Origin of the sequence: Mycoplasma amphoriforme A39 (genome assembly GCA_000723365.1) — a bacterium.
GTDB classification, from domain to species: domain Bacteria; phylum Bacillota_I; class Bacilli_A; order Mycoplasmatales; family Mycoplasmoidaceae; genus Mycoplasmoides; species Mycoplasmoides amphoriforme.
Genome location: HG937516.1, coordinates 851,887 through 874,975 on the forward strand (window position 1 = coordinate 851,887; position 23,089 = coordinate 874,975).

Genomic DNA, 23,089 nt, shown 5'->3' on the forward strand with positions numbered 1-23,089 from the left:
TCAAAAATTATCATCCTAATTCTTATGAAAAAAAAGGATTCTGTGTCAATATCTAGTGTTATTTAGATGACTCGTGAGTTTGCTACCTTTTATAATTAATCTTTGGCTAATAAAAATTCAATTCTGAAGTTTGCAATATTTAAAATTAAATTTAAATATTGCCTTGGTTCATGTTAAGATTATTAACGTGTTCATATTAAAAGATTAAATCATAATTAGTAGGAAAAAATATGAAGAATAAATCGTTAGAAATTGTTAAAGTTTTTGCTTATGAAGTATTTGATTCACGCGGTTTTCCAACCGTGGCTTGTGAAGTTGAATTAGGTGGCGGGGTAACTGGTTTAGCAATGGTGCCATCAGGAGCATCTACTGGTGAAAAAGAAGCCCTTGAATTGCGTGATCAAGATTCAAAAAGGTTTCATGGTAAAGGCGTTTCTAAAGCAGTTAATAATGTTAATAAATTAATCGCACCAAAATTAATTGGTAAAGATGCTTGCAACCAAGAAGAAATTGATCAATTAATGCTAAAAATTGATGGAACTGAAAATAAGAATAAATTAGGTGCTAACGCAACTTTAGCGGTTTCAATCGCTGTTGCTAAAGCCGCAGCAAATGCTTTGCAACTACCGCTTTATGCTTATTTTGCTAAATTAGTTGGTGCTAAAACCAACCAATACACTTTACCAGTACCAATGCTAAACGTGATTAATGGTGGAGCTCACGCGGATAATACTATCGATTTTCAAGAATTCATGTTTATGCCGCTTAATGCCAAAAAAATGTTTGATGGTTTACGCATTGCTAGTGAATGCTTTCATAGTTTACAAGCAATTTTAAAAGGCAAAAAATTAAACACTAATAAAGGTGATGAAGGCGGCTTTGCTCCGAACTTAAACCATGCTGAAGATGCATTAGATTTAATGGTGGCAGCTGTTGAAAAAGCCGGCTACAAACCAGGAGTTGATGTGGCTTTTGCTTTGGATTGTGCTGCAAGTGAATTTTATGATGCTAAGAAAAAAGTTTATGTTTTTAAAAAAGCGGTTAATGCGGGAATTTTAAAAGCCAAACAAGCCACCTTTACAACCCGACAAATGGTTGATTATTTAAAAAAATTAATTAAAAAATACCCAATTGTTTCCATTGAAGATGGCTTAGCTGAAACGGACTGGGATGGCATGGCGTTATTAACAAAAGAAATTGGCAAACAAGTTCAAATTGTTGGTGATGACACTTATTGCACTAATCCGAAAATTGTTGAAAAGGGAATTAAAGCAAACACTACTAACGCGGTTTTAATTAAATTAAACCAAATTGGTACATTAAGTGAAACTCTAAAAACGATTGCTATGACTCATAAGAAGGGGTGAGCTGCCATTGTTAGTCATCGTTCAGGCGAAACCGAAGATACAACGATTGCTGATTTGTCAGTAGGGTTATCAACTGGACAAATTAAAACTGGGTCAATGTCGCGTTCGGAACGAATTGCTAAATACAACCGTTTAATTAAAATCGAAATTGAATTAGATAAAAAAACGAAGTATTTGGGTTGAAAGACATTTCAAAACATTAAACCGGCTATTAAAAAATAACCAGTTTTAATCATCATAAAAATAACTGATAGTTAGTTTCATAAGAAAACTATCGGTTTTTTTATCCTACGATACGATCGGATCAGGAAGATGGAATGAAAGCAATACATTAATTTAGGCCTTGAATACTTCAAGATTAAACAACTAACAGCCATTCAAGAACAAATTATTCCGATCCTTTTAAAACAACAAAACGTGATTGGTGTATCACAAACAGGAACAGGCAAAACCCTTGCTTATTTATTGCCAATCTTGCAACATCTTGACTTGACAATAAAAACCCCCCAAGCGATCATCATTAGTCCAACGCGAGAGTTAGCTAATCAAATTAAAAATGTGGTCAATATTTTTGCTAAATTGGAAAAACGTTTGGTTTGCCGATTGCTAGTTGGCGGTAACGATTATAATAAGCAACTAAAACAAATTAATTATCATCAGGGACAAATTGTGATCGCAACGCCCCAACGTTTACAAGACACTTTTAAGTCAGGTGTTAACTGGAATTTTGAACATCTTAAATACTTAATTTATGATGAAACTGACATGTTAATCGATACTGGGTTTTGACCATTATTAACCAAGTTACAACACCGTTTATTAAAAACTAATCTGGTACAAGCGGCTTTTAGTGCCACGTTACACCAAGCCATTGTTGATCAAGTGCAAAAACTCATTAAAAACGCCAAAGTTGTTGATGTTTCAAATTCAATTTGAATTCATGACAAAATTAAGCATTATTTAGTTACCAATAAACGAATGGATAAATTTGAAAGTTTAGCTGCCATCGTTGAAAAAATTAACCCGTATTTATGCTTAATTTTTGTAAATGACTACCGTCATATTAAACCAATTATTGACTGGTTTCACACCCAAGGAATTGATCCGTTAGTTTTACATGGCAAGTTAACAACCACTGCTAGAAAACAAACTTTCAAAGCGTTAAAAAATGGTTCAAAAAAATATTTAATTGCCACTGATTTAGGGGCCAGAGGATTAGATATTAATGCCGTATCCCACGTTATTTCGTGAAACTTACCCCAAGATGACATTTGGTACATCCATCGCTCCGGACGGACTGGTCGTGGTCATTATGAAGGTGAATCTTACGTTTTGTATGATCATAAAGATGATTTTCAATTACGCCGGTTAGAAAAAAAGGGAATCATTTGGTTACCATTAAAAATTAACCCGGATTTATCATTTAGCAAGTATAAAATCGTTTTTAAAACCCGAAAAAAAATCATAACTGATCCAATAATCAAAAAGCAGATTATCCACATCAAAGCGACTCAAAGCAAAAAAGTTCAACCCAACCACCAGAAAAAACTTCAATTAAAAATTAAAAAAATTAAACAAAAAGCAAAACACCAAGCGATTGAAAAACGGGTTAAGGCCAATTTGCTTAAAAAATATAAACAAAAATCCCGGTTCACATCACGCCAAAAATAGTTTTATTTTTGATTAAGTACTAGTTTTTTAATCAAAAAGTTGCTTTTCAAAAGCGATTAATTATAATGATACTAATAATTTAATCTTCAGGGCAGGGTTAAAGTCCCTACCGGTGGTATAGTCCACGAGCAAGATTGCATGATTTGGTGTAATTCCAAAACCGACAGTACAGTCTGGATGAAAGAAGATTAAAGTGTTTCGATTTTTTATTAATTTTAAAACCTCTAAGGTTTTTTTAAAGATTTAAAAAATCAAAAGCACCTAGTTTTATGTCCTGAAAAAAACATCTTTTTTAGGAGTTTTTTTTGAAAAGCGATTATTGGTACATGCAGCAAGCTATTCAACTTGCGAAATTAGGTAATGGGTGGGTTAATCCAAATCCCATGGTTGGTGCTGTTATTGTTAAAAATGACCAAATTATCGGTCAGGGTTACCACCAAAAATACGGCGATAATCACGCTGAATTAAACGCCATTATGAATTGTCGTACTGATCCAATCGGTAGTACGCTTTATGTCACTTTAGAACCGTGTTGTCATTATGGGAAAACCCCACCGTGTTTGGACTTGATTTTGAAAGCGAAGTTTAAAAGGGTTGTTATTGGGGCTTTAGATCCTAATCCCGTTGTTAGTAAAAAAAGTATTAAAGCACTAAAAAGTCACGGAATTGCTGTGACTATTGGCATAAAAAACGAAGCGTGCGAACGGTTAATTCGCGTTTTTAAAAAATACATCTTAACAAAAACACCTTATGTGGTGATGAAATACGCCATGACTACTGACGGTAAGATTGCTACCAAAACGGGTCAATCAAAATACATTTCGGGAACTAATGCGTTGCAATTAGTTCACCAAATGCGCCACTACTGCCAAGCAGTTATGGTTGGGGTGAACACGGTTATTGCCGATGATCCGAAATTAACCTGCCGTTTACCAAATAAAAAAAATCCGAATCGGATTATCTGCGACACGAAGTTAATTACACCAACTAATGCCTATGTTGTGAAAACTGCCAAAATGATTCCGACCATCATTGCCACTTCTGAACAAGATTTAACTAAGCACAAACCATACTTACAAGCCGGATGCCAAACCTTAATCACTAAAAAAAAGGATAATCATTTAGATCTAAACGATTTGATGATGCAATTAGCTAAAAAGCAAATTGATAGCGTTTTGCTAGAAGGTGGTGCGACCTTAAATTGAAGTGCATTAGTTAGTCAGATTGTTGATTTGATCCACGTTGATGTTAGCCCGAAAATTTTTGGTGGTTCATTTGCAAAAACACCAGTCATGGGTCTAGGGGTTGATGAAATAAACCAAGCAATTAAATTAAAAAACCAAAAGTATTTTTTGGCTGGTAATGATTTGATCATTGAAAGCGAGATCGCCTACTAACTTATGTTTACGGGAATTATTGAAGAAGTTGGCACGGTTAGTAACATAAACAAAACCACCAAACAAAGCCGATTAACCGTTAGTGCTAATTTAGTTTTAGAAAACTTAAAAATTGGCGATAGTATCGCTGTTAACGGTGTTTGTTTAACAGTAATTAGTTTTGACCAAAAAGGGTTTTGCGTGGATGTGATGAATGAAACCATTCAACGAACGGCATATTTGCAATTAAAAGTTAATAGTCACGTTAATTTAGAACGAGCCATGCAATTAAATGGTCGGTTGGGTGGGCATTTGGTATCTGGTCATGTTGACGGAACGGGAACCATTATTCAAATTAAAAAGGATTTAAACGCGACTAGATACACAATTCAAACCGCACCAGTTTTGTTAAAATACATTGTTGAAAAAGGCTCAATTGCTATTGATGGGATTAGTTTAACAGTGGTTAGCGTTAACGAATCATCATTTGATGTCTCATTAATTCCCCACACAATGCAAGTGACCACAATGGCTTATAAAAAAGTTAATGATTTAGTCAATTTGGAAAATGATTTAATTGCTAAATATGTGGAAAAATGGTGGTTTAATAACCAATCTAATGAACCTAAAAAACAAAACCTAATTAATCAAGATTTTCTAAAGAAGCACGGATTTTAATGAGTATCAATGCCAAAATAACCAATCATGTTAAAATGGCTCTAAAAGCCTTAAAGGAACAAAAAATTGTTTTAGTTGCTGATGATGTTGATCGTGAAAACGAAGGTGATTTAATTTGTGCTGCCCAGTTTGCAACAACTGAAAATGTGAACTTTATGGCTAAGTACGCAAGGGGTTTAATTTGTTTGCCAATGGATCAATTGCTTGCTAAACGGCTTTGTCTACCATTAATGGTTCAAGATAATATTGATAATTACCAAACCGCTTTTACAGTTTCTATCGACCACATTAATACAACAACCGGAATATCGGCATCTGAACGCGGTTTAACAGCTAGAATGTGTGTAGCTGATCATGTTTCACCCCAAGATTTCCGGCGCCCGGGCCACATGTTTCCTTTAATTGCCAAAGATGGTGGGGTTTTAGTGCGCAACGGACACACGGAAGCCACTGTTGATTTGATGAAATTAGCTGGTCTAAAACCATGTGGTTTATGTTGTGAAATTATGACTGATAATGGCGAAATGATGCGCCGAAATGAATTGAAGGTTTTTGCTGATAAATACCAAATTCCCTACTTAACAATTAGTCAAATCCAAGATTACCGCAAGGCTAAAGAAGAACTAAAAAAATTTTAACGAAGTAAGGTATTTTTGGATAAGGATTTTTTTATTCGAAAATATATAACATGTTTTTATTAAGATGCTGTAGTGTTTATACGAATTTGTGTGAAAAATTACTAAAGTAGCAAGTTGATAATTAAGAAAAATTACTAATGAGTTTGGAATTTAACGATGGTATGGATTGATTTTATTTCCCCAGCATTTTTTTGTTAATCTTGGTATTTAGAAACTGCTTTTATAATTAACTTTATAATAACAAGTTATCTTCCTTAAAAAATCAAGGTTAATCATGAACAATATCTTTTAATAAAAAACCTAATAACTTAAAAAATAAAAATTAAAGGAGTCAAATTGTGAAAATTTATTCAGGAAACTTCTGCAATACAAAGGCGAAAATCGCTATTGTTGTTTCGCGGTTTAACGAATTCATTACTAGCAAATTACTACAAGGAGCACTAGATAATTTAAAGCGTCACGAGTTTAGTGATGAGCAAATTGCAATCGCGTGAACTCCGGGAGCTTTTGAAATTCCGTTAATTGCTGCTTGCTTAGCAAAAACTAATAAATATGATGCAATTATTTGTTTAGGTGCAGTAATCAGGGGTAACACCAGTCATTATGATTATGTTTGCAACGAAGTTGCCAAAGGGATCGCTAGTGTTTCAATGAAATATGCATTACCAGTAATGTTTGGTATACTAACTACTGAAAACATTGAACAGGCAATTGAACGTGCTGGAACTAAAGCTGGTAACAAGGGTTATGATGTAGCCCAAGAAACAATTGAAATGATTAATTTAATCAAAGCAATTAATCAATAGACAAATATTTTGTTTAGCAATAATCATGATTTTGAAAAGTTTTTTAAAAAATAAAATGAAATTATTTATCTAGAAAATAGGTTAAATTTTAGTAACTATTAATCAAAACTTTTAGCCTAGATTTAGGTTTGAATTTTTAATCTAAACAATTAATTAATAAATATGATTAATTAAGTTTATAGTTTATTTTAATATGTTATAATTTAGCGATAAATTCAGTATATTTAGTTTGGTTTTTATTAACCTTTATTGGCTGAGTTGTGAAATTACAAGGATAATATCGAAAATGAAGAAATTGATTTATTGAAAAAACTTATTTTTGTCATGGTTTTGGCAATGATGTTTTTTCAATTGAATTGCTAAAACGATTCACTATTTTAATAAACAAACAATGAACATTTTAGGCATTTAATTTTGATTATGAATAAAACTAATTTTAGTAGTAAGTTAAGTTCTTGACAGTTTTCGTTATTTTTAGTTAATTATGTCGCTGGATTCGGTTTTGTTACAACAATATCTGGCGTGGTGCAATTGGGTCCATTCGGACTAATTACATTAGGATTAACTGCCTTTATTGCCTTTGCCGTTGTTTTGGTCTTTTCTCGTTTATCTAGTTCGTTTCCACATAATTTTGGTGGTTCTTATAATTATGCAAAAGTCGCTTTCGGAACAAATAGCACTTCATTTTTTTTAGGCTGAAACCAGTTCATACGCTCGCCAATTTTGAGTGCAGTTTCCCCCTTGTTTTTAGCAGACGCACTAAACATTTTAGTGACTGATGATCGAGCACTTTTAGGGATTAGAATCGGTTCTATTGTTTTTTTGGAATTCTCATATTGGTTTCAACTCTTGGCTTGAAGTTGAATAAAAAACTGATTTTTGCAACCGGTTTAATCAAGTGGTTAGTAATTTTTCTTGGAATTATTATTGCCTTAATTTTATCAATTCAACAAGGAAAAACCGCTTACCCTTTAAATTTTAATAATGCTAATAATGCAAGTGTTTTTCTCATTTTTACAACCACGATTAATTTCATGTATTCATTTGGCGGTATTGAGGAAGTTGCTGTAGTCTCCCCGGATGCTAATGTGAAAAATTTTAAAAAGATTTTTATGTATTCGTTTGCAGCAATTTTAACCTTCTATTTTGTGACTTACATAATTATTATGGGTTTACAAATTGGTCCTAAAATTAAAAACTTTAGTGAAATTTATAATATTCTAACTGGGGCTACAGGAGTAATTATCTTTGTAACCGGCTTAATTTTTAAAAACATTTCGTCGCACCTTAGTGGTAATTATATTATTGCCAGACAAATTCTACCTTTAGCTAATGATGGTTTTTTACCAAAACTATTTACAAGAAGAAACAAAAAAGATGAACTTGGATGAGCAATTGGGTTTTATGCCGGAGTGACTTTATTTTCTCTTTTAATCTTCTGACTAATTCCTCAACTTGCAAAATTTGAAAACTTTTTTAATCAAGTGATTCAAATTGGAATCATTTCCTTTTTTGCCCAATACATCATCACGATGATTACAGCTTTGATTTTAGAAAAAAGAAAGATTGTTAAATCAATCCCTATATTTGAAAAAATTGTCTATATTTTGGCAATTGCAATCATGATTGTTTCGCTATTGATTTTCATTTTTCCACCAGTTACTAATAATCCTTGAAAGGCTGAAAACACAGTGATTATTATTTCTTATCCGGCATTTATCGGATTAGGATATATTTTATATTTAGGACGTTATTTAAACGACAAACGCAAAGCAAAAAAGGTCTATCATCCTGATACGATAAAAACCAAAGAATTGCAATTTTAACTTACGTAATTTAAATAAATATTTAATTCATTTTCTTGTTTATCAACACCATCTTTATTTGATTAAAAAAATTAATATAGTTTTTTTGTATATCGTAGTTTGTTAAATTCGATGATGTTAATGGATTTGCCTTCTTGATTTCGCCTTAGGGTTCTGATAATTTCATATACGAAAATTTTTTTAGTATTAGAATTACTAAAAATTATGAAAATATCTAAAATTAAAAAATAATAATAATCATGGTCCTTGAACAAAACTTAAAAATTTAATTATTAATTTTTAAGTTTTGTTTCATTGTTGCAACTTAAAAAAAGAAGAACAAGTTTAATTGATTAATATTTTAATTTTTTAAACAAAAAAACTTACTACGGTTGACGTAGTAAGTAATGGCTTAATTATTAACAATATAATTAATGATTTTTGACATATAAACCCGATTTATCACGGAAATTACCAATAACAATGATAATGAAATCAATGAAAACCCAAATTCCAAAACCACCAAAAGTAAATAGCATCAATAATCCTGTTCCAACTTTACCTACATAAAAACGGTGAGCACCAAGACCACCTAGAAAAAAACATAACAAAAAAGTTGCAAGTCAGTTATATGGCGATTTTTTGTTCACGTGCGATGGTTCATTTACATAGTTGCTAGCATTTGCATTTGTATGATTCATTTTGATTTTCCTTTCAGATAAAATATTATAATATATATATATATTGCAACAAAAATCTGAAATATTTTTTACCAAATATAATTAAACCATTTAAGTTTTATCAACATAACTTGGAATTCGTAAATCATTTTCATCTTTAAACTTGCCAATTAAAATCAAAATTAAATCAATTAAAACCCAAATTCCCAATAACCCTAATGTTATTAACATTAATACGCCAGTCTCAGTTTTCTTGACGTAGAAACGATGGGCTCCGATTAAACCTAAAAAGACACATAACAATAATGTAATAATTCAGTTGTATGGTGATTTATTATTGAGTGAATCACTTGCTTCATCAACATCTTGCTTAATTGTTGGATTATTATTCATATTTTAGTCGATATTAATTTTCAAATAATTTGGAATCACGGAAAGTACTAGCAACATTTTGCACATTCTGTTTTTGGGTATTGTGAAAGAAAGTTTTTACTGATTGATTCACAATTTTTGACATCGAATCAGTGTCAATAATTGTTTTTTTTGTTTTCATTAATTCGTTAATTGATCCTTCGATAATGCTGTAACTAACTAAGGTTGTTTCCGTATTGGATTTGTTTTGCTTTTGCCAGTAACGGGTTCTTTGACCAGAACTATGACTTGGTAACAAGTTTGGTTGCTCGATCGCTACAATGCTATTGTAATTATTATTAATGGAGTATTTCAACCGGTTACTAAGGGCTTTGGGTGTACCAATAGAAATGGCACTTTCTTGAAGGGCAATTAAATCAAAACCAACTTCTTCTTCCAAATCGTTAATTTCCTGAATTCCAAACAGAATTTGGAGATTTTCATTTTTGGCAATTTGTCTAATTTCGTTCATTCCTTTATCAACCATGTTGTGCGGGGTATTTGGGCCAAACTTAAATAAAATCATCACATTCGAAGCATTTTTTAAATCCTGATCAAATAAAGAGTATTTCAATTGGCGGACGAGTTTTTCGTTCATTTTATTAAATTCATCTTTTTTAAAAGCAACGTGCATTGATAAAAAGGATTTAATTTCGTTTTTTCTAGCGAAGAAATTTTTAACATCAGCTAAATCAATATTGACGAAAGTTGGAACTAAAATGATGTCGGTAATGATTTTGATCGATAACCCAATTTGTTGGTTGGAATTTTTAAACCTTTCAAACGGGTTAGTTGTTAGTGCCATGTGTTGACTAGTCATAATTTGGTCATTACTCAATGTGGAAATTGCATCAACCGTTTTGTTTAATTCTGCTAGTCCAGCCAGTGCTTTATCAGTTGTTGTTTTTCCTTCATGATGCATTGGCAAAGTTACAAAGCCTAAGGTTAAAATATTCATTTTTTTAGCAATTTTTGCAATCACTGGAGCCCCACCAGTTCCTGTGCCTTTCCCCATACCAGCCACGACCATGCAAAGATCAACTCCCCGTAAAATCTCTTCAATTTTTGCAGCATTTTCTTCAGTTACTTTTCGGCCAATTTCAGGATCGCCACCCGTCCCCATTCCTTTGGTTAAATTTGACTCAATTAAAAGACGGTTTTTTCCATAACGTAATGATTGTAAGTGTTGGAAATCAGTATTAAGTTGGTAAAACTGCACTGCACAATTAATTTTTAAATTCGTTTTATGGCTAACCAAATCCTCGACGATGTTATTGCCTGCTCCGCCAATACCAATCACAGCGATTTTAGGCACAAAGGTTTTTGCTGCATCATTAAAAATGGCATTTTCATCGATTAAATGGGAATCATCTTCGTGATTTTTTTTTGTTGGATACATGAGATCATGATCAATTTTGGCATTATCAAAATCCTGAATTTCTTGCTCGAACATTTCTTGAGTTGTCAATTTCTTTTCGCTAGCATCATCATCAATTAATGATTTAGCATAAGCTAGATCTTGATCTAATTCCGTGGACGCTGTTGTCTGTGATGTATTTGAATGCATGTTATTTAAATTGTTGGCTTCAAGCATCGGCAATTCTAAAAAAGGATCGTGACTTGGTTCTTGTTTTTTTAACAAGTTAGTTTCGTTAAGTTGGGTTTTATTGATCTCATCAAAATGAAACAAGGCGTCATTCATTCGGTTGGTTTTTTTCATAATGATTTACTTCCTTTCTTAGGCACTTATTTAATGATTTTTTGCACAATTTGACTAACATCTTTGGATAAACTTAGAAACGTTAAATTGCGATCAAATTTCTTGTCAAAACTTTCCGAATAAAAGACTTCTAGACAGCTTTCTTCCCGACCTAGTAAGTTATCTTCTTGGACTTGCCGCATAATAGCTAAACCTGTTAAAAAGTGGATCGGCCGTAAAAAACGCATTGTGTTTTTATATGCTGAAATTTTGAGTTTTTCATCCATAATTTTTGCTAATTCTTCAGCTGCTAAAGCAATTATTTCGCAATTTGAATACACCACAATTTGTTCAATTTGACAATGAAATTTTTTGGTAATTTTTTGACATTCACTATTTAAAGCATCAGCAATTTGTGACAGTGATTGCACGATTAATGAAAGTAATTGCTGGTTACTTAAAAAACCCATATTTAAAAATTGATCGTTAGTTTTGCAAACTAAATTAATTGGTTTTTGATTTAATTGGTTTAAATGGTTGTAAACCAAATTTTTAATTTGCGGCAAACTAATGTTCGTAGCTGATGACTTTTCATGAACGAAAGCAAACACATCATTTTCACCAAATTTAGTTTTTGATAAATGAATTAAAGCCCCGTTAGAATAAGTTGCAAATACCGTTTGTTCGCTTTGAATATTAACCACAATTTTATCAGCCTTAGGTTGTTTTAACATGCTGTGTAAATCTAATTCGGGACAAGAGTTATTCAGAACCTGGTAGCCAGTGTTGTAAAAGATGGCATTAATTTGGTCAACTAACGGATTTTTTGATGAATAAATTTGCACATTTGCCTGATAGTTATGACCCACTTCCAAACTATCAACTTCTTGTTCATTTTTGGTGTCAATAAAATTTAATACTTTTCAAGAAAAAACATTCGTTTGTTTCAAATAAGGATCTACTTTGCAAAATTGCTTGGTATACGCGTTTACTTGTTTATAAATTAAATGCCATTTATTAACAAAAGTCATCGTGTTTGTAGTGATTTTCCTAATTGACAAATCATCAAGGATGTTTTCAAAAGAAACCAAAACTTTTAAGATTTTACTACCAACATAAGCACTAGCTTTGCCTAAAACTTCCTTAAGTTTATCTTTCAGTTTTATGGAATTGATAACTTTTTTGCGATCGTACAACCCTTCATTTGGATATGATTGGCTCCAAATCAAGTGAAAACTATTATTTTTATTTTCACTTAAGACAATATGAAAATGATCAGGGTTAAATGTTGCAGCTACATAAACTCTTTTAAGATTGTACATAATTAGCAATTGTTCCTTTTTTATGAAGTACAAATAGTTTTGCCGATCGCGAACGGTGGTTTGTTAATAATTCAGATTTACTAGCAGTAATGGGTTTGTGAGTTAACAGTTCGTATTGACTAAAATGCAACGGATTGATCGGTACACCAGTTAAATTCACGGGGTTAATTAATTTGTGAAAGGCGTTTTTAACAATTTTTTCTTCTAATGAATGAAAGGTAATAATGCATAGGATGCTATTATTCGCTAAATAGTTGGGAATCATTTTTAAAAACTTGCTTAGCGTATTCAATTCATCGTTAACAGCAATTCGTAAAGCTTGAAAATACAGGCGACTGGTATGCTTTTTTGCATATAATTGGCGAACGGGAACATTGGCTTTAATTAGTTCACTAATGGCTAACGTTGTTGTTTTGTCTCCGTGTTCCTTAACGTATTTTTTCATTTGCGAAGCAACATGAACCGGATTTTTAATTTCGCCGTAATGTTTAAAAATTTGAATTAACTGATTAAGCGGGGTTTTTAAAACGTACTGGCTGGCTGGTAGGTATTGCTTTTGGTTCATCCGCATGTCAAACGGACCGTTATGCTGGTAACTAAAACCCCGATTCGGATCATCTAATTGTTTACTAGATACGCCTAAGTCTAAGAGAGCAAAATCAATTTGAAACAGTTGTCATTGACGAAAATATTTTTCAAAGTTAACAAAATTGTCGTGAACTAGTTGCAGTTTGGTAATCCCTAAATGTTCGTTACAATAATTGTAGGCATCAAGATCGTGATCAAAACCAATCAGTTGGCTTTTTGTTTGGTTAATTTTTTTTCAGATCGCTGTTGCGTGACCACCATAGCCAATGGTAAAATCGCAATAGGTGGTTAAATTGGAACGATATTCAACAAAAGATAAGACTTCATTCAGTAAAACCGGTTGATGAATGTTATTCATGATCGGTTTGCAAACGTTCGGCCACACTTTCAAATTCGTCATCACTACCAGCTTTGTATTTCTCATAGCTAGCTTTATCCCAAATCTCCAATTTATTGGCAACCCCAATCATTATGACTTCCTTTTTTAAGTTCGCTTCTTTTAATAAATTAGCAGGAATTAAGATTCGGTTAGCACTATCAATATCAATATCAATGGAGTTAGCAAAAATTTGACGAACAATCAAGCGGGCGTCTTTACGTGTGTTAGATAGTGTGGTTAGGGATTTAGCGTATTGATCAAATTCTTCAGGAACACGTAATTCTAAACAACCTTCAAAACCTTTACTTAGAATTACTGATGCAGAAATTTTACTGCGTAAGCGGCTAGGTAAAGTTATGCGGTTTTTTGGATCTAAACTAAGTTCGTAAGTTCCTAAAAACATTATCTAACACTTTCTCCCACTTTGAAACACTTTGTAACACATGACAATATGTTACAGTAAAAAATATGAAAAAAATAAAAACCTGGAAAAATTTGTTACTTTTTAAAAGTTTTCCCCAATCTTGGGTTTTTTCGTGGAAAATTAATGATTTGATTTGGTGTGTTTTCCTCATTAAAATAGGTGTAATTAAAACGCATTAAGCAACATAGGTTTGCACGGAAAATGATATTTTGTTTGGTAAAAATCGTTCAAAATCTTAAAAAAAATACAAAAAAAAGAGTTTCGCCAAACTAATGTGAAACTCTTTTTTTTATCTTGGTTGTTTGATTACAATTTAATTTAATAACTCTTAGTGTTTTTTAGCGAATTATTAAAGTATTTTGTATCCAAATTAATGTAGCCACCGGTCTTCATAATAACTAAATGATTGATTAATGGCATGAAAATAAACGTTGCTAATAAAACTCAAAAAATGACCATGTTTTGTCAATTTTTTCACGGACGGGCATTATTATCAAAAAATAAACCACTACCTGAATTAGCGAACGGGTTTTTTGCGACATCAATGATGTTATTAACAAAAAACATGTAGATGAACACCGCATAGATTGCAATGGCTGAAACGGGTGCAGCAAACCAAAAGCCCCAAACGCGATGACATTGTTTTTTAGTAAAACGATCAATAAAACCTAGACTAATAATGATTGCATAAATTAAAAAGAAAAACAATGATGGCAAATTGGTAATGGCATCAGAAAAAGCATCAGTATTTAATGCAGTACCAACAATCCCCACAATTAAAAAGTAGACTCCGACTGAAAAAGTCATCAACAATAAAGTGCCTGAATGTTGCGTTTTATTGTTGAGTTTTTGGAAGAAACGGTACCCCATAATTTGGCCTTCTTCAATTAGTGATTCATTGCTTTTAATCGTTGTTAAACTCAAAGCATTAACCACTCCAAAAGCACTTAAACTAATCAAGATATTCATAAAGATTGCTAAACCTTCCCGGGCCTGTTTAACGTTTGCAGCATCACCTTTAATTAGCGTTTGCAAAATTTTGGCAGCATCACCAAAACCAGTGAGTCCAGCCCCGATGGAAATAACAATGTAGATGATTGACGCGATAATTATGCCAAAAACAATTACTAGCGGAATGGTTCGGTGGGGTTTTTTAACATCATCAGCGATATTGCCAACATTGGCATATGAATCAAACGCAAAAAAGACCGCTGGTAAGGCCGTAAAGATTCCGCCAACAGAAACCCATTTACTCGAAGGGGTCTGAAATTTAGCATCATATAAATCTTTGCCTAGCGGGCCATTCTGTACGTTTGCTAAATTTTGATCTAAAATGTTCGAGCGATTGGCATTTGCAACCCCGATAATGAAAACAACAACTAAGGGAACAATTTTAATAAATAACGATAAGTATTGAAAACCAATCGATGCTTTGCTAGCAAATAAATTTAAGGCAACAAAAGCGATTAATATAATCAAACCGCCTAAAAAAATTCAACCAAAATGTAATTCATTAACAGATGGGTCACGGTGATTCACTCCGATAAAAATCGCCCGGTACAACCCTTCAACTGCTAAAAACGGTAAAGCACCAATTAAAATTCCGTAATAAAAAGTGGCTTGGTTAAAACGGACAAACCGGCCCAAGTGTTTACCACCTAATTGTTCACTTCAGCCCGATAGTCCTGCTTTTGATGATCTTGAAGTTGATATCTCAGCCAATGATAACGCAGCAAAAAACGTAATAACCGCCCCAAGCACTCAAGCGATGATTACCGATCAAAACGAAAATGTTCCCGAAAATCCAGCTGCATCTGCCCCATTGGCAGCATTTCTAATTACTGAAATGTTTTTTAAAAAAATGCCAATTCCAACAATACTACTAACAACAACAGACAACGCGGCTAAAAAACCCAATTTTTTGGCTTTACCAACTTCCATTAACCTGTTAACCTCCCTCATTGATTAATAATCAAACATCAAAAAAACTTAATTATTAAACAAAAAACTTAAATTTGTTGTAGTCAACTCGCTTTTTATAAACAACACTAATTCTTTTATAAATATGGTTTAAATTTAAAAAACAAAACCATGACTAAAAAAGCAGCAGTGTAAAGAAGGATTAATTTATTAAGAACTTTAAAAATATGTATTTTTAGCGAACTTGACCGGTATCATTATACATAATCGAACCACTCTTATAAAAAAAATAAAAATTGTTTTGTTAGAAGATCTTTCGTTATTTTTTTTAAAAATTATAGGTAATGTTGAAAACATTTTTAATTCATAAATTATTTGTTACCAACTAAAAACAGTAATTCTTATTGTTTGTAGAAAATGGTGCCTTTTTTATGTTATATTGATATGAACACAGTATTTATTTTATGAATCAATTAATTAACTTTGCACAAAATTTAAATTTACAAGACATTGCTAGGATCAAGCATCATCTCGAAATTATTTTGTACACGTTGGGAGCAATCTTGATTATTTTAGCAATTGTTTTTTTTGTTTTTAGTTACCTATTTTATCGTAAAAAAACAAGTGCTCAAACTAACATCAACTACTTACCCACTAAAGCCAAAGGTTGGTGAATAAAATACCGTGCTCATGTTTTGCTCATGCTTGGTGTTTTATTTGCCCTTTTGGCGTTTGGCGGCTTATTAACTGTTGGTCAGATTGTTAGTAAAATTGCCATTTAAGATTAACAAAAAAATAAGTAATGTGTCTAAATTAACATTATAATAAGGAGATTAATTTTGAGGAATTCAAAACAAGGGTATTTAAGTGTTTTAAAAACCCGTTGAAAAAACCGCAAAAGACTTGGTGGTGGGCGTGAATTCATCGGTAAACTTTCCGGCGGGATTATGCTGCCAATTGCCGTTTTACCAATTGCTGGCTTACTGTTAGGGATTGGATCGGCGATCTTAAACCAGTTACCATCAGCAGTACAAGGGTGAAACGGCAATCCCGAAGCCTATTTTGTATTGCGTGGTTTTGCTGGTTTTATTGCGAACTCTGGTAATTTCATTTTTGCCAACCTGGCCGTTTTGTTTGCAATCGGAATTGCCATTGCGTTTACTGGCGATGCTGGGGTTGCTGGGTTAGCAGCACTAATTGCTTGGATCTCATTTAACGGAATGCAGCAAGCAATGGCTTTTGATGTCGCACCAGAAGTCGGAGTTTACCAGATTGGCAACCGTCTTGCTGCGGGTCAATCTGTTAAACTAAATGTTCCTTCTGGAACCCAATTGACTAATAATAATTTAGAATTAACAAACAGTAATGTTATTGAAAAAATTGTTGAACTAACCGGATTTAATATTCCAAAACTAGCAAACTCAACTAACTTTGATACGACTAAACTTGCCCAAATTCCGATTTCAAATTGGAATAATTTAACAAATACCGCCCTTACCCCGATCAACAATTCACTAACTGAAAAGCAAGTTGAAAACATTCTTTTTGCCCAAGCAATTAGTGAAAATGGCACTTTTACACCGAAAGAAACTGGGCTTACTAACCTATTGTATTGAAGAAATCTTAAATCAGAAATCTTTACCCAAAATGTTGGCATTAGATCATTACAATCTAGTGTCTTTGGTGGAGCGTTAATTGGCTCAATAACAGCAATTATTTACAACAAAACCCACCGCATCCAAATGCCAAAAATTTTAGGCTTTTTTTCAGGTGCACGGTTTGTGCCGATCGCTAGTTTATTAGCAATGATGCCAACATCAGTGCTATTTGCGATGGTTTGACCAGGAATTGGAATTTTATTAGGCTTAATCGGATCTGGTCTTGGCACCTTATCAGCCAATGGTGGAGTAAACGCGTTAATTTTTGGCTTCTTAGAACGCTCACTAGTACCAACCGGATTACACCACGCTTTCTATTCGCCATTATGATATACATCAGCTGGCGGTAGTTTCTCAGATGCTGGTAGTGTTGCACCGTTAATTCGCAAGGGTGATTTGATCTATGCGATCACCAGTGTTAAAGATAGTGGTGCAGGCATTTCCTCATGAAAAGAAGTGATTGAAAAATTAAATCCTGGCTATGTTTTTGATAATGATATTGGTAGTTGACAAGGCGACCAACGCGTCTGGTTTGCTTTAAACCGTTACTTGATGGGAAAAACGGTTTACTTAAACGGCATTGCGGGACGACCGGGTACGGGCATCGAATATGTTTTAACTTACAAAACTTTTGCTCAAAACACCTTAAATAACCCGTTACCAACCTGAGATTTTGTGGCTGATAATAATCGAAAACAATTGCTAGAAAACGTGATCACAACTGGTAATAGTGGTTTTAGATTTAATGCAACAATGTTTAAACCGGCCTTCCCGGGTGTTAACCCTGGTCAATACGAACAAGGTAAATTCCCGTTCATGATCTTTGGGCTACCTGCTGCTGCTGCTGCAATGGTGATGGCAGCACCAAAAGACCAACGCAAAACCGCATTATCAATTGTTGGTTCAGCAGGATTAACCTCATTAATTACCGGAATTACTGAACCAATCGAATTTACCTTCTTGTTCTTAGCACCATGATTATTCTGGGGCGTTCACACCATTTATGCAGCAATTAGTTTTTGGTTGATGTCATTATTAGGTGCTAACGTAAGTCAAACCTTCTCAGGCGGAATTATTGACTTAGGAATTTATGGTTTCTTGCCAGATGGTTTAGGTTACCAAGTTAACAGTTACTGGGCCATTGTGATTGGAATAGGTTTCATTCCGATTTATTACTTCGCATTCTATTTTGCGATTATCAAACGTAACCTGCAAACTCCAGGTCGTGGTGGTACATTAAAAACCAAAAAGGACTACTTGGCTTTAAAAACTAACAAAAACCAAGAAAAAATGACTGGTGGTTTTAGTGCTGCTCAAGTGCAAGCGTATCACTTAATTGAGGCGTTTGGTGGCGAAGCAAACATTACTAATGTTAATGCATGTATTACCAAACTACGGGTATCAGTTAAAGATCAAGCCAAAGTGAACAAAGAAATGATTAAAGATTTGGGAGCTCAAGGGGTGATGGATATTTCACCGACGTTAAGTCATGCGATTTTTGGTGTTGATAGTGAACCAATTAAAACCCAAATGAACCAAATCATTCAAAATAAAATTGACAAAGTTAAATTAAAAGAATTTGTCGAAAATGCTAGCAGTGAGATGAAAGCTGATGCCGAAGATAAGGCAATGAAGGCCGTGCCAGAAACCGAGGTAGTTAATGAAATTACCATTTATTCACCACTAAGCGGAACTGTTAAAGCAATTAGCGAAGTTAATGATGAAACCTTTGCTAAAAAAATTCTTGGTGATGGCATCGCCATTGTTCCAGATGAAGGTTTAGTTAGTGTGCCAAGTAATAAACAAGTAAAAGTTGATGTCGCTTTCCCGACTGGTCATGCTTTCATTGTTGATGTTGATGGAGCGAAATTAATGATCCACTTAGGGATTGAAACTGTTGGTTTAAATCCTAACCCAACTGATCCCAAAAACCTCGTTGCGTTCACAACATTAGTTAACCAGGGCGAGATTACTGATCAAGATTTATCAAGAGTCGATTTTGATTTAATTAAATCAAAAAACCTTGATCCAATTACGCCAGTCATTGTCCTTCAAGAAACTTTAGACAATTACCAATTGGAAATTTTGGTCAAGCCAAACACTCACGTTGATCGCAAGCAACCGATCTATAAACTAACTTGAAAAAAATAGTTTTGCTCTAAAAAAAATTAAAAATACATCCTCAACCTAAAAGGGTGTATTTTTTTATTTGATCATGTTAATTAAGAAATTAATTATCAGAATAAACTAAACTTTAATTTATAATGTTTGTAATAATAAACTTTAGTTTATTTATAGGATATTTTTTTATTTTCATCAATTTATGTAAAAACATGAAGCAAAAAAAGCGTGATGACCAGTTTGAAAAAAAGGTAAAAGAAGAGCTTGAAAAGGTTAATGAACGCATGGCATTAATGGAGCGAAAGTTATTTATTGCCGAAAATTTACCGGCAGTAAGAGCTAAAGAAGTTAGAAAAAAAATTGATGAAGTTGATAAAAAATGTACTGTTAAAGTGATTGGCGTACACAACCGGATTGATGAAGTGAATGAAAAAGCAAACAAGTTAGACCCATCAGTTGACCCTAATTTGACTAGGGCCGAAACTGCTGCTAGCAGGCAACGAAACAATAGCAAATTATTATATTCATGAAATGACGGAATCATTAGCGTGCATATTAATCGTTTTTGAGATCGAAAAACTTTTCAAAAATTAATCTTGCAGTTTAATCGGGATTTTTGACTTCCAAAAACCAAAGAATTCAAGCTAGTTAGGTTTAAAGTTGTCCGGGAAAAAATTAACTTTGTCAAACATTATTTGGAAACAATCAAATTTGCTGATGTTTGTAATTACGAGATTGTTGAATCATTTGATTAATTCAAAATAAAAACACTCAAGTTGATCAAATTAATTTGAATAACTTAAATCATTTCTTAAATCATTAGCATTTAAAATAATAAAGTGTGAACAATTCTAGTTTTTTAGAAATTATTGTCTACTTTTAATTAATTAACTTTGATTAAAAGTTAACTCATTAATGATCAACATTAGTGTAATCAGTATTTTATAAGTATTTAAATGGAAATGAGTTTGTAAAATTTTAACATTTGTAAAAAAACAAGTACGGTCTGCTAATGATTAATTATTTTCAAACTTCAAACAATGTGAAATTAATCAAAATAATGATGCTTTGTATGCGAAAGGTGATTCAACAAAAAAGTTTTTTTTGGCAAAACTAAAACTAAGAAAATTAGTTAAAGTAAAGGTTAAACTTAATTGATTCATCTTTGAAGAATAAACAACTCTTTTTTTAAGAAAGTTAATGATAATTACAATCGTAAACTGACTAATTGCTATTTAAGAGTAAAAATTTAAATTTAATTCATCAAGCAATGAATTTTCATGTTTTTAAACTTTGTAAATTTATCAAGATTTGCCATATTAGTATAATTTAGTAAAATTATACAGGAGATAAATCTATTAATAAACTTTAAATCCATTATCACAGGAGAAGATCAGATTTTATGAGAAAAAAGCGTTTCAACAGTAAAATGTGAGTAGTAAGTTGATCAATAGTTGGTGGTTTTGCAGTTGTTATTCCAGGAGTTATGGTGTTATCAGAATACATTCATCCAGGTTCTATTTTTGAGCAAAGTAATAAATCAGTTTCAAAAAAACAAAAAAATGAAAAGCCAAAATTGAAGACAGTAATTCTGCATTACTAAAAAAACCACTGCCAAAAGCCAAAATTGAAGACAGTAATTCTGCATTACTAAAAAAACCACTGCCAAATTTACCTTCCGCTCCAACTAAAACTAAAACTGATAACGAATTCATTACTTCTTACTACCAAACAATTCAAAGCCATTATGAAGTTGCAAATCCTTCTGATAAATCCTTGTTACCTTCAAAATTATTACAACGTTATGATGCTTTAAAAGAAAAGGCAACAATAACCATTGCAAATATTAATTTATTACTTGATCAGCAAAATAACATCCAATCATTACCTGAACAACTTGAAAGTAGTAATGAAGCAACTGGTTTTGTTATTTCCCATGATGATCTTGACGGAACGATTGATTTAAAAATAGTTGTGGCTCAAAAAGCCAACAATCCGAATAAATTTTATGCACAAGATGGGAAACTTAACAAATATGAATTAGCCGGAAAAACGGTACGGTTAACTGGTTTTGAAAACGAAAAAAATTTAGTAAAGAAACAGTATGCACAGTGACAAACAAAATCAACACTTAGCATTCCTAATCAACATCCTGTAGCGTTATGAGATCCCTACTTTAATTTAAATAATTTATCACGTCAAGTTAATCAAGAAAATGTTATTGAAAAAATTAACGGATACTTGCCTGGTACTGCAGATCAAAAACTTCATCTTTTGGATACTTCGTTAAAAGAATTAGGATACAAAACCAAAATTACAAATGTGCAAATCGATCACGCAACTAACAATAGTTCAAAATCAAGCGAGCTAAGATTTAATCTATCAATTTTGAACAATCAAGACCAAATTGTTAAAGACGATTTTAGCTTTGATCAAAATTGAACTGGACTTTCTTTAAAGTTAACAAATTTTGCCAAAGGGCAAGACAGTTTCTTAAATATTCCAATTAAGCATAATTTTGTCGAAGTCATTTCAAGAGAAAATAATAACCTTCAAGGTTGACACCGTCTGGATATTTCCTTTGAAAATCTAACTACCAAGCAAGAGGTAACTTGGTATTTGCAAGCTGTTGTTAGAAAGAATAAAGTAGTTGATCTGCTTAAAAACATCAAGAACACTTTCAAGGCGCAACGCCAAGATAACGCCAGAATTAATAGTCATGTATATGCAATCTCTTTGAATCCTGAACACAATTCGATTACTAGGTATGAGACCCATAAATTGTATGATTATCAAACCAATTCGGGTTCCAATTTAATTGCTGGTGGTCATGAAAACGGCAATATCATCTACAATCGTCAAAAAATCATTGACAATCGTTGAAATGGCATGCGCAAACACGGACAATTTTATCGAGTTCAAGGATTCGATGGTTTTGAACGCGAACTCAAACATTTATTATCGTTATCAACTTTTACCGATAACAATAATGATGCCAATAATCCGTTTTTAGCTTAACATAAAGGTGGTTACATGACCACCTTTATTTTTTAAAAAAGTGAAATCATATCTTTGTGATGATCAATTGCAACGATCGTGTTCATGGTTTTGTGCCTAATTTATCAAGGAAATGAACGCAACAAATTTTAATATTACTAGAAAGTAAAAATTCTTACTAAACCTAATTATTTAAAAATTTAAAAGCATAATCAACTTAAATAAAAAAATCAGAATGGTTCTCAAAGTGAAATTAACAAAAAACTCTTTTTGCAAAATCAAAAATAAGAAAAATCTTAATTAAAGTAAAGATTAGATTTAATTAATTTGCCTTTCATAAATCACAACTTTTTAAAAAAAAAAATTAAAGGTGATTTTCAACAACCAAACTGAAGATTAATTTGTAAAAAGATTTGATAACTGATGTTTAAAATAAAAAAAGTTGAATTTAACTTAAACTAGTAATCAATTTTCTTATTTTTTAAATTTATTTGTAAAAACCGTAACTTTTTTAATTTAATAAATTAAGACAAATTTCACAGAATTTAG

The 23,089-nt window shown here is 32.5% G+C and carries 20 protein-coding genes and 1 riboswitch; of the genes, 13 read left to right on the plus strand and 7 right to left on the minus strand.

Translation table 4 applies throughout. The features are described from left to right. The first annotated feature begins 230 nt into the window (after nt 1-230). From eno to ABDB96_RS03265, 8 genes are all read left to right on the plus strand, one after another. Nucleotides 231-1,589, plus strand: a complete 1,359-nt coding sequence (eno, locus tag ABDB96_RS03230; RefSeq protein WP_343251348.1) for a phosphopyruvate hydratase — start codon at nt 231-233, stop codon at nt 1,587-1,589. Between the two features lie 90 nt (nt 1,590-1,679). Further along, nucleotides 1,680-3,038: a DEAD/DEAH box helicase gene (locus ABDB96_RS03235; RefSeq protein ID WP_343251349.1), complete on the plus strand. Its 1,359-nt coding sequence runs from the start codon at nt 1,680-1,682 to the stop codon at nt 3,036-3,038. A gap of 78 nt (nt 3,039-3,116) precedes the next feature. Then, a riboswitch (FMN riboswitch) is annotated at nt 3,117-3,231 on the plus strand. Nucleotides 3,232-3,343: 112 nt separating this feature from the next. Next, the gene (gene ribD / locus ABDB96_RS03240; protein ID WP_425528231.1) at nt 3,344-4,435 is read left to right on the plus strand and encodes a bifunctional diaminohydroxyphosphoribosylaminopyrimidine deaminase/5-amino-6-(5-phosphoribosylamino)uracil reductase RibD; all 1,092 of its coding nucleotides are present in this window, start codon (nt 3,344-3,346) and stop codon (nt 4,433-4,435) included. Between the two features lie 3 nt (nt 4,436-4,438). After that, a complete protein-coding gene (locus tag ABDB96_RS03245) occupies nt 4,439-5,092 on the plus strand; it encodes a riboflavin synthase (RefSeq protein ID WP_343251350.1) in 654 nt (217 codons plus the stop codon). Then, nucleotides 5,092-5,730 (plus strand): 3,4-dihydroxy-2-butanone-4-phosphate synthase, encoded by a 639-nt coding sequence (gene ribB, locus ABDB96_RS03250; protein ID WP_425528232.1) that lies wholly within the window; start codon nt 5,092-5,094, stop codon nt 5,728-5,730. Before ABDB96_RS03245 ends, ribB begins: the two co-directional genes overlap by 1 nt. 338 nt (nt 5,731-6,068) lie before the next feature. Continuing rightward, nucleotides 6,069-6,536, plus strand: coding sequence for a 6,7-dimethyl-8-ribityllumazine synthase (ribH, locus tag ABDB96_RS03255; RefSeq protein ID WP_343251351.1), 468 nt, complete (start codon nt 6,069-6,071; stop codon nt 6,534-6,536). Nucleotides 6,537-6,956: 420 nt separating this feature from the next. After that, entirely contained in the window at nt 6,957-7,430 is a 474-nt protein-coding gene (locus ABDB96_RS03260; protein ID WP_343251352.1) for an APC family permease, read from the plus strand. Then, on the plus strand, nt 7,397-8,362 hold the full coding sequence (locus ABDB96_RS03265; RefSeq protein WP_343251353.1) for an amino acid permease: 966 nt from the start codon (nt 7,397-7,399) through the stop codon (nt 8,360-8,362). Before ABDB96_RS03260 ends, ABDB96_RS03265 begins: the two co-directional genes overlap by 34 nt. A 410-nt stretch (nt 8,363-8,772) precedes the next feature. Here ABDB96_RS03265 and ABDB96_RS03270 read toward each other — a convergent pair whose 3' ends face one another. The 7 genes from ABDB96_RS03270 to ABDB96_RS03300 form a co-directional block, all read right to left on the minus strand. Further along, entirely contained in the window at nt 8,773-9,042 is a 270-nt protein-coding gene (locus ABDB96_RS03270; RefSeq protein WP_343251354.1) for a TM2 domain-containing protein, read from the minus strand. Nucleotides 9,043-9,132: 90 nt separating this feature from the next. Continuing rightward, on the minus strand, nt 9,133-9,414 hold the full coding sequence (locus tag ABDB96_RS03275; protein WP_343251355.1) for a TM2 domain-containing protein: 282 nt from the start codon (nt 9,412-9,414) through the stop codon (nt 9,133-9,135). A 13-nt stretch (nt 9,415-9,427) separates the two neighbouring features. Next, on the minus strand, nt 9,428-11,152 hold the full coding sequence (locus tag ABDB96_RS03280; RefSeq protein ID WP_343251356.1) for a cell division protein FtsZ: 1,725 nt from the start codon (nt 11,150-11,152) through the stop codon (nt 9,428-9,430). A 26-nt stretch (nt 11,153-11,178) separates the two neighbouring features. Further along, a complete protein-coding gene (locus ABDB96_RS03285) occupies nt 11,179-12,453 on the minus strand; it encodes a hypothetical protein (RefSeq protein ID WP_343251357.1) in 1,275 nt (424 codons plus the stop codon). After that, a complete protein-coding gene (rsmH, locus tag ABDB96_RS03290) occupies nt 12,440-13,399 on the minus strand; it encodes a 16S rRNA (cytosine(1402)-N(4))-methyltransferase RsmH (protein ID WP_343251358.1) in 960 nt (319 codons plus the stop codon). Before rsmH ends, ABDB96_RS03285 begins: the two co-directional genes overlap by 14 nt. Further along, nucleotides 13,392-13,823 carry a division/cell wall cluster transcriptional repressor MraZ gene (gene mraZ / locus ABDB96_RS03295; RefSeq protein WP_343251359.1) on the minus strand — a complete coding sequence of 144 codons (432 nt, stop codon included), beginning with the start codon at nt 13,821-13,823 and terminating at the stop codon, nt 13,392-13,394. The genes rsmH and mraZ overlap by 8 nt, the downstream gene beginning before the upstream one ends. A 339-nt stretch (nt 13,824-14,162) precedes the next feature. Further along, nucleotides 14,163-15,785: an APC family permease gene (locus ABDB96_RS03300; RefSeq protein ID WP_343251360.1), complete on the minus strand. Its 1,623-nt coding sequence runs from the start codon at nt 15,783-15,785 to the stop codon at nt 14,163-14,165. 443 nt (nt 15,786-16,228) lie between these two features. On the opposite strand from ABDB96_RS03300, the gene ABDB96_RS03305 reads away from it, so the two are divergent. The 5 genes from ABDB96_RS03305 (at nt 16,229) to ABDB96_RS03325 (ending at nt 22,561) form a co-directional block, all read left to right on the plus strand. Further along, nucleotides 16,229-16,546 (plus strand): MPN207a family PTS transporter accessory protein, encoded by a 318-nt coding sequence (locus ABDB96_RS03305; RefSeq protein ID WP_343251361.1) that lies wholly within the window; start codon nt 16,229-16,231, stop codon nt 16,544-16,546. Nucleotides 16,547-16,603: 57 nt separating this feature from the next. Next, nucleotides 16,604-19,573 carry a PTS sugar transporter subunit IIABC gene (locus tag ABDB96_RS03310; RefSeq protein WP_343251362.1) on the plus strand — a complete coding sequence of 990 codons (2,970 nt, stop codon included), beginning with the start codon at nt 16,604-16,606 and terminating at the stop codon, nt 19,571-19,573. Nucleotides 19,574-19,755: 182 nt separating this feature from the next. Beyond that, on the plus strand, nt 19,756-20,298 hold the full coding sequence (locus ABDB96_RS03315) for a hypothetical protein (protein WP_343251363.1): 543 nt from the start codon (nt 19,756-19,758) through the stop codon (nt 20,296-20,298). Nucleotides 20,299-20,945: 647 nt separating this feature from the next. Then, nucleotides 20,946-21,146, plus strand: a complete 201-nt coding sequence (locus tag ABDB96_RS03320; RefSeq protein ID WP_343251364.1) for a hypothetical protein — start codon at nt 20,946-20,948, stop codon at nt 21,144-21,146. Between the two features lie 173 nt (nt 21,147-21,319). Next, a complete protein-coding gene (locus ABDB96_RS03325; protein ID WP_343251365.1) occupies nt 21,320-22,561 on the plus strand; it encodes a hypothetical protein in 1,242 nt (413 codons plus the stop codon). Nucleotides 22,562-23,089: the final 528 nt, after the last annotated feature.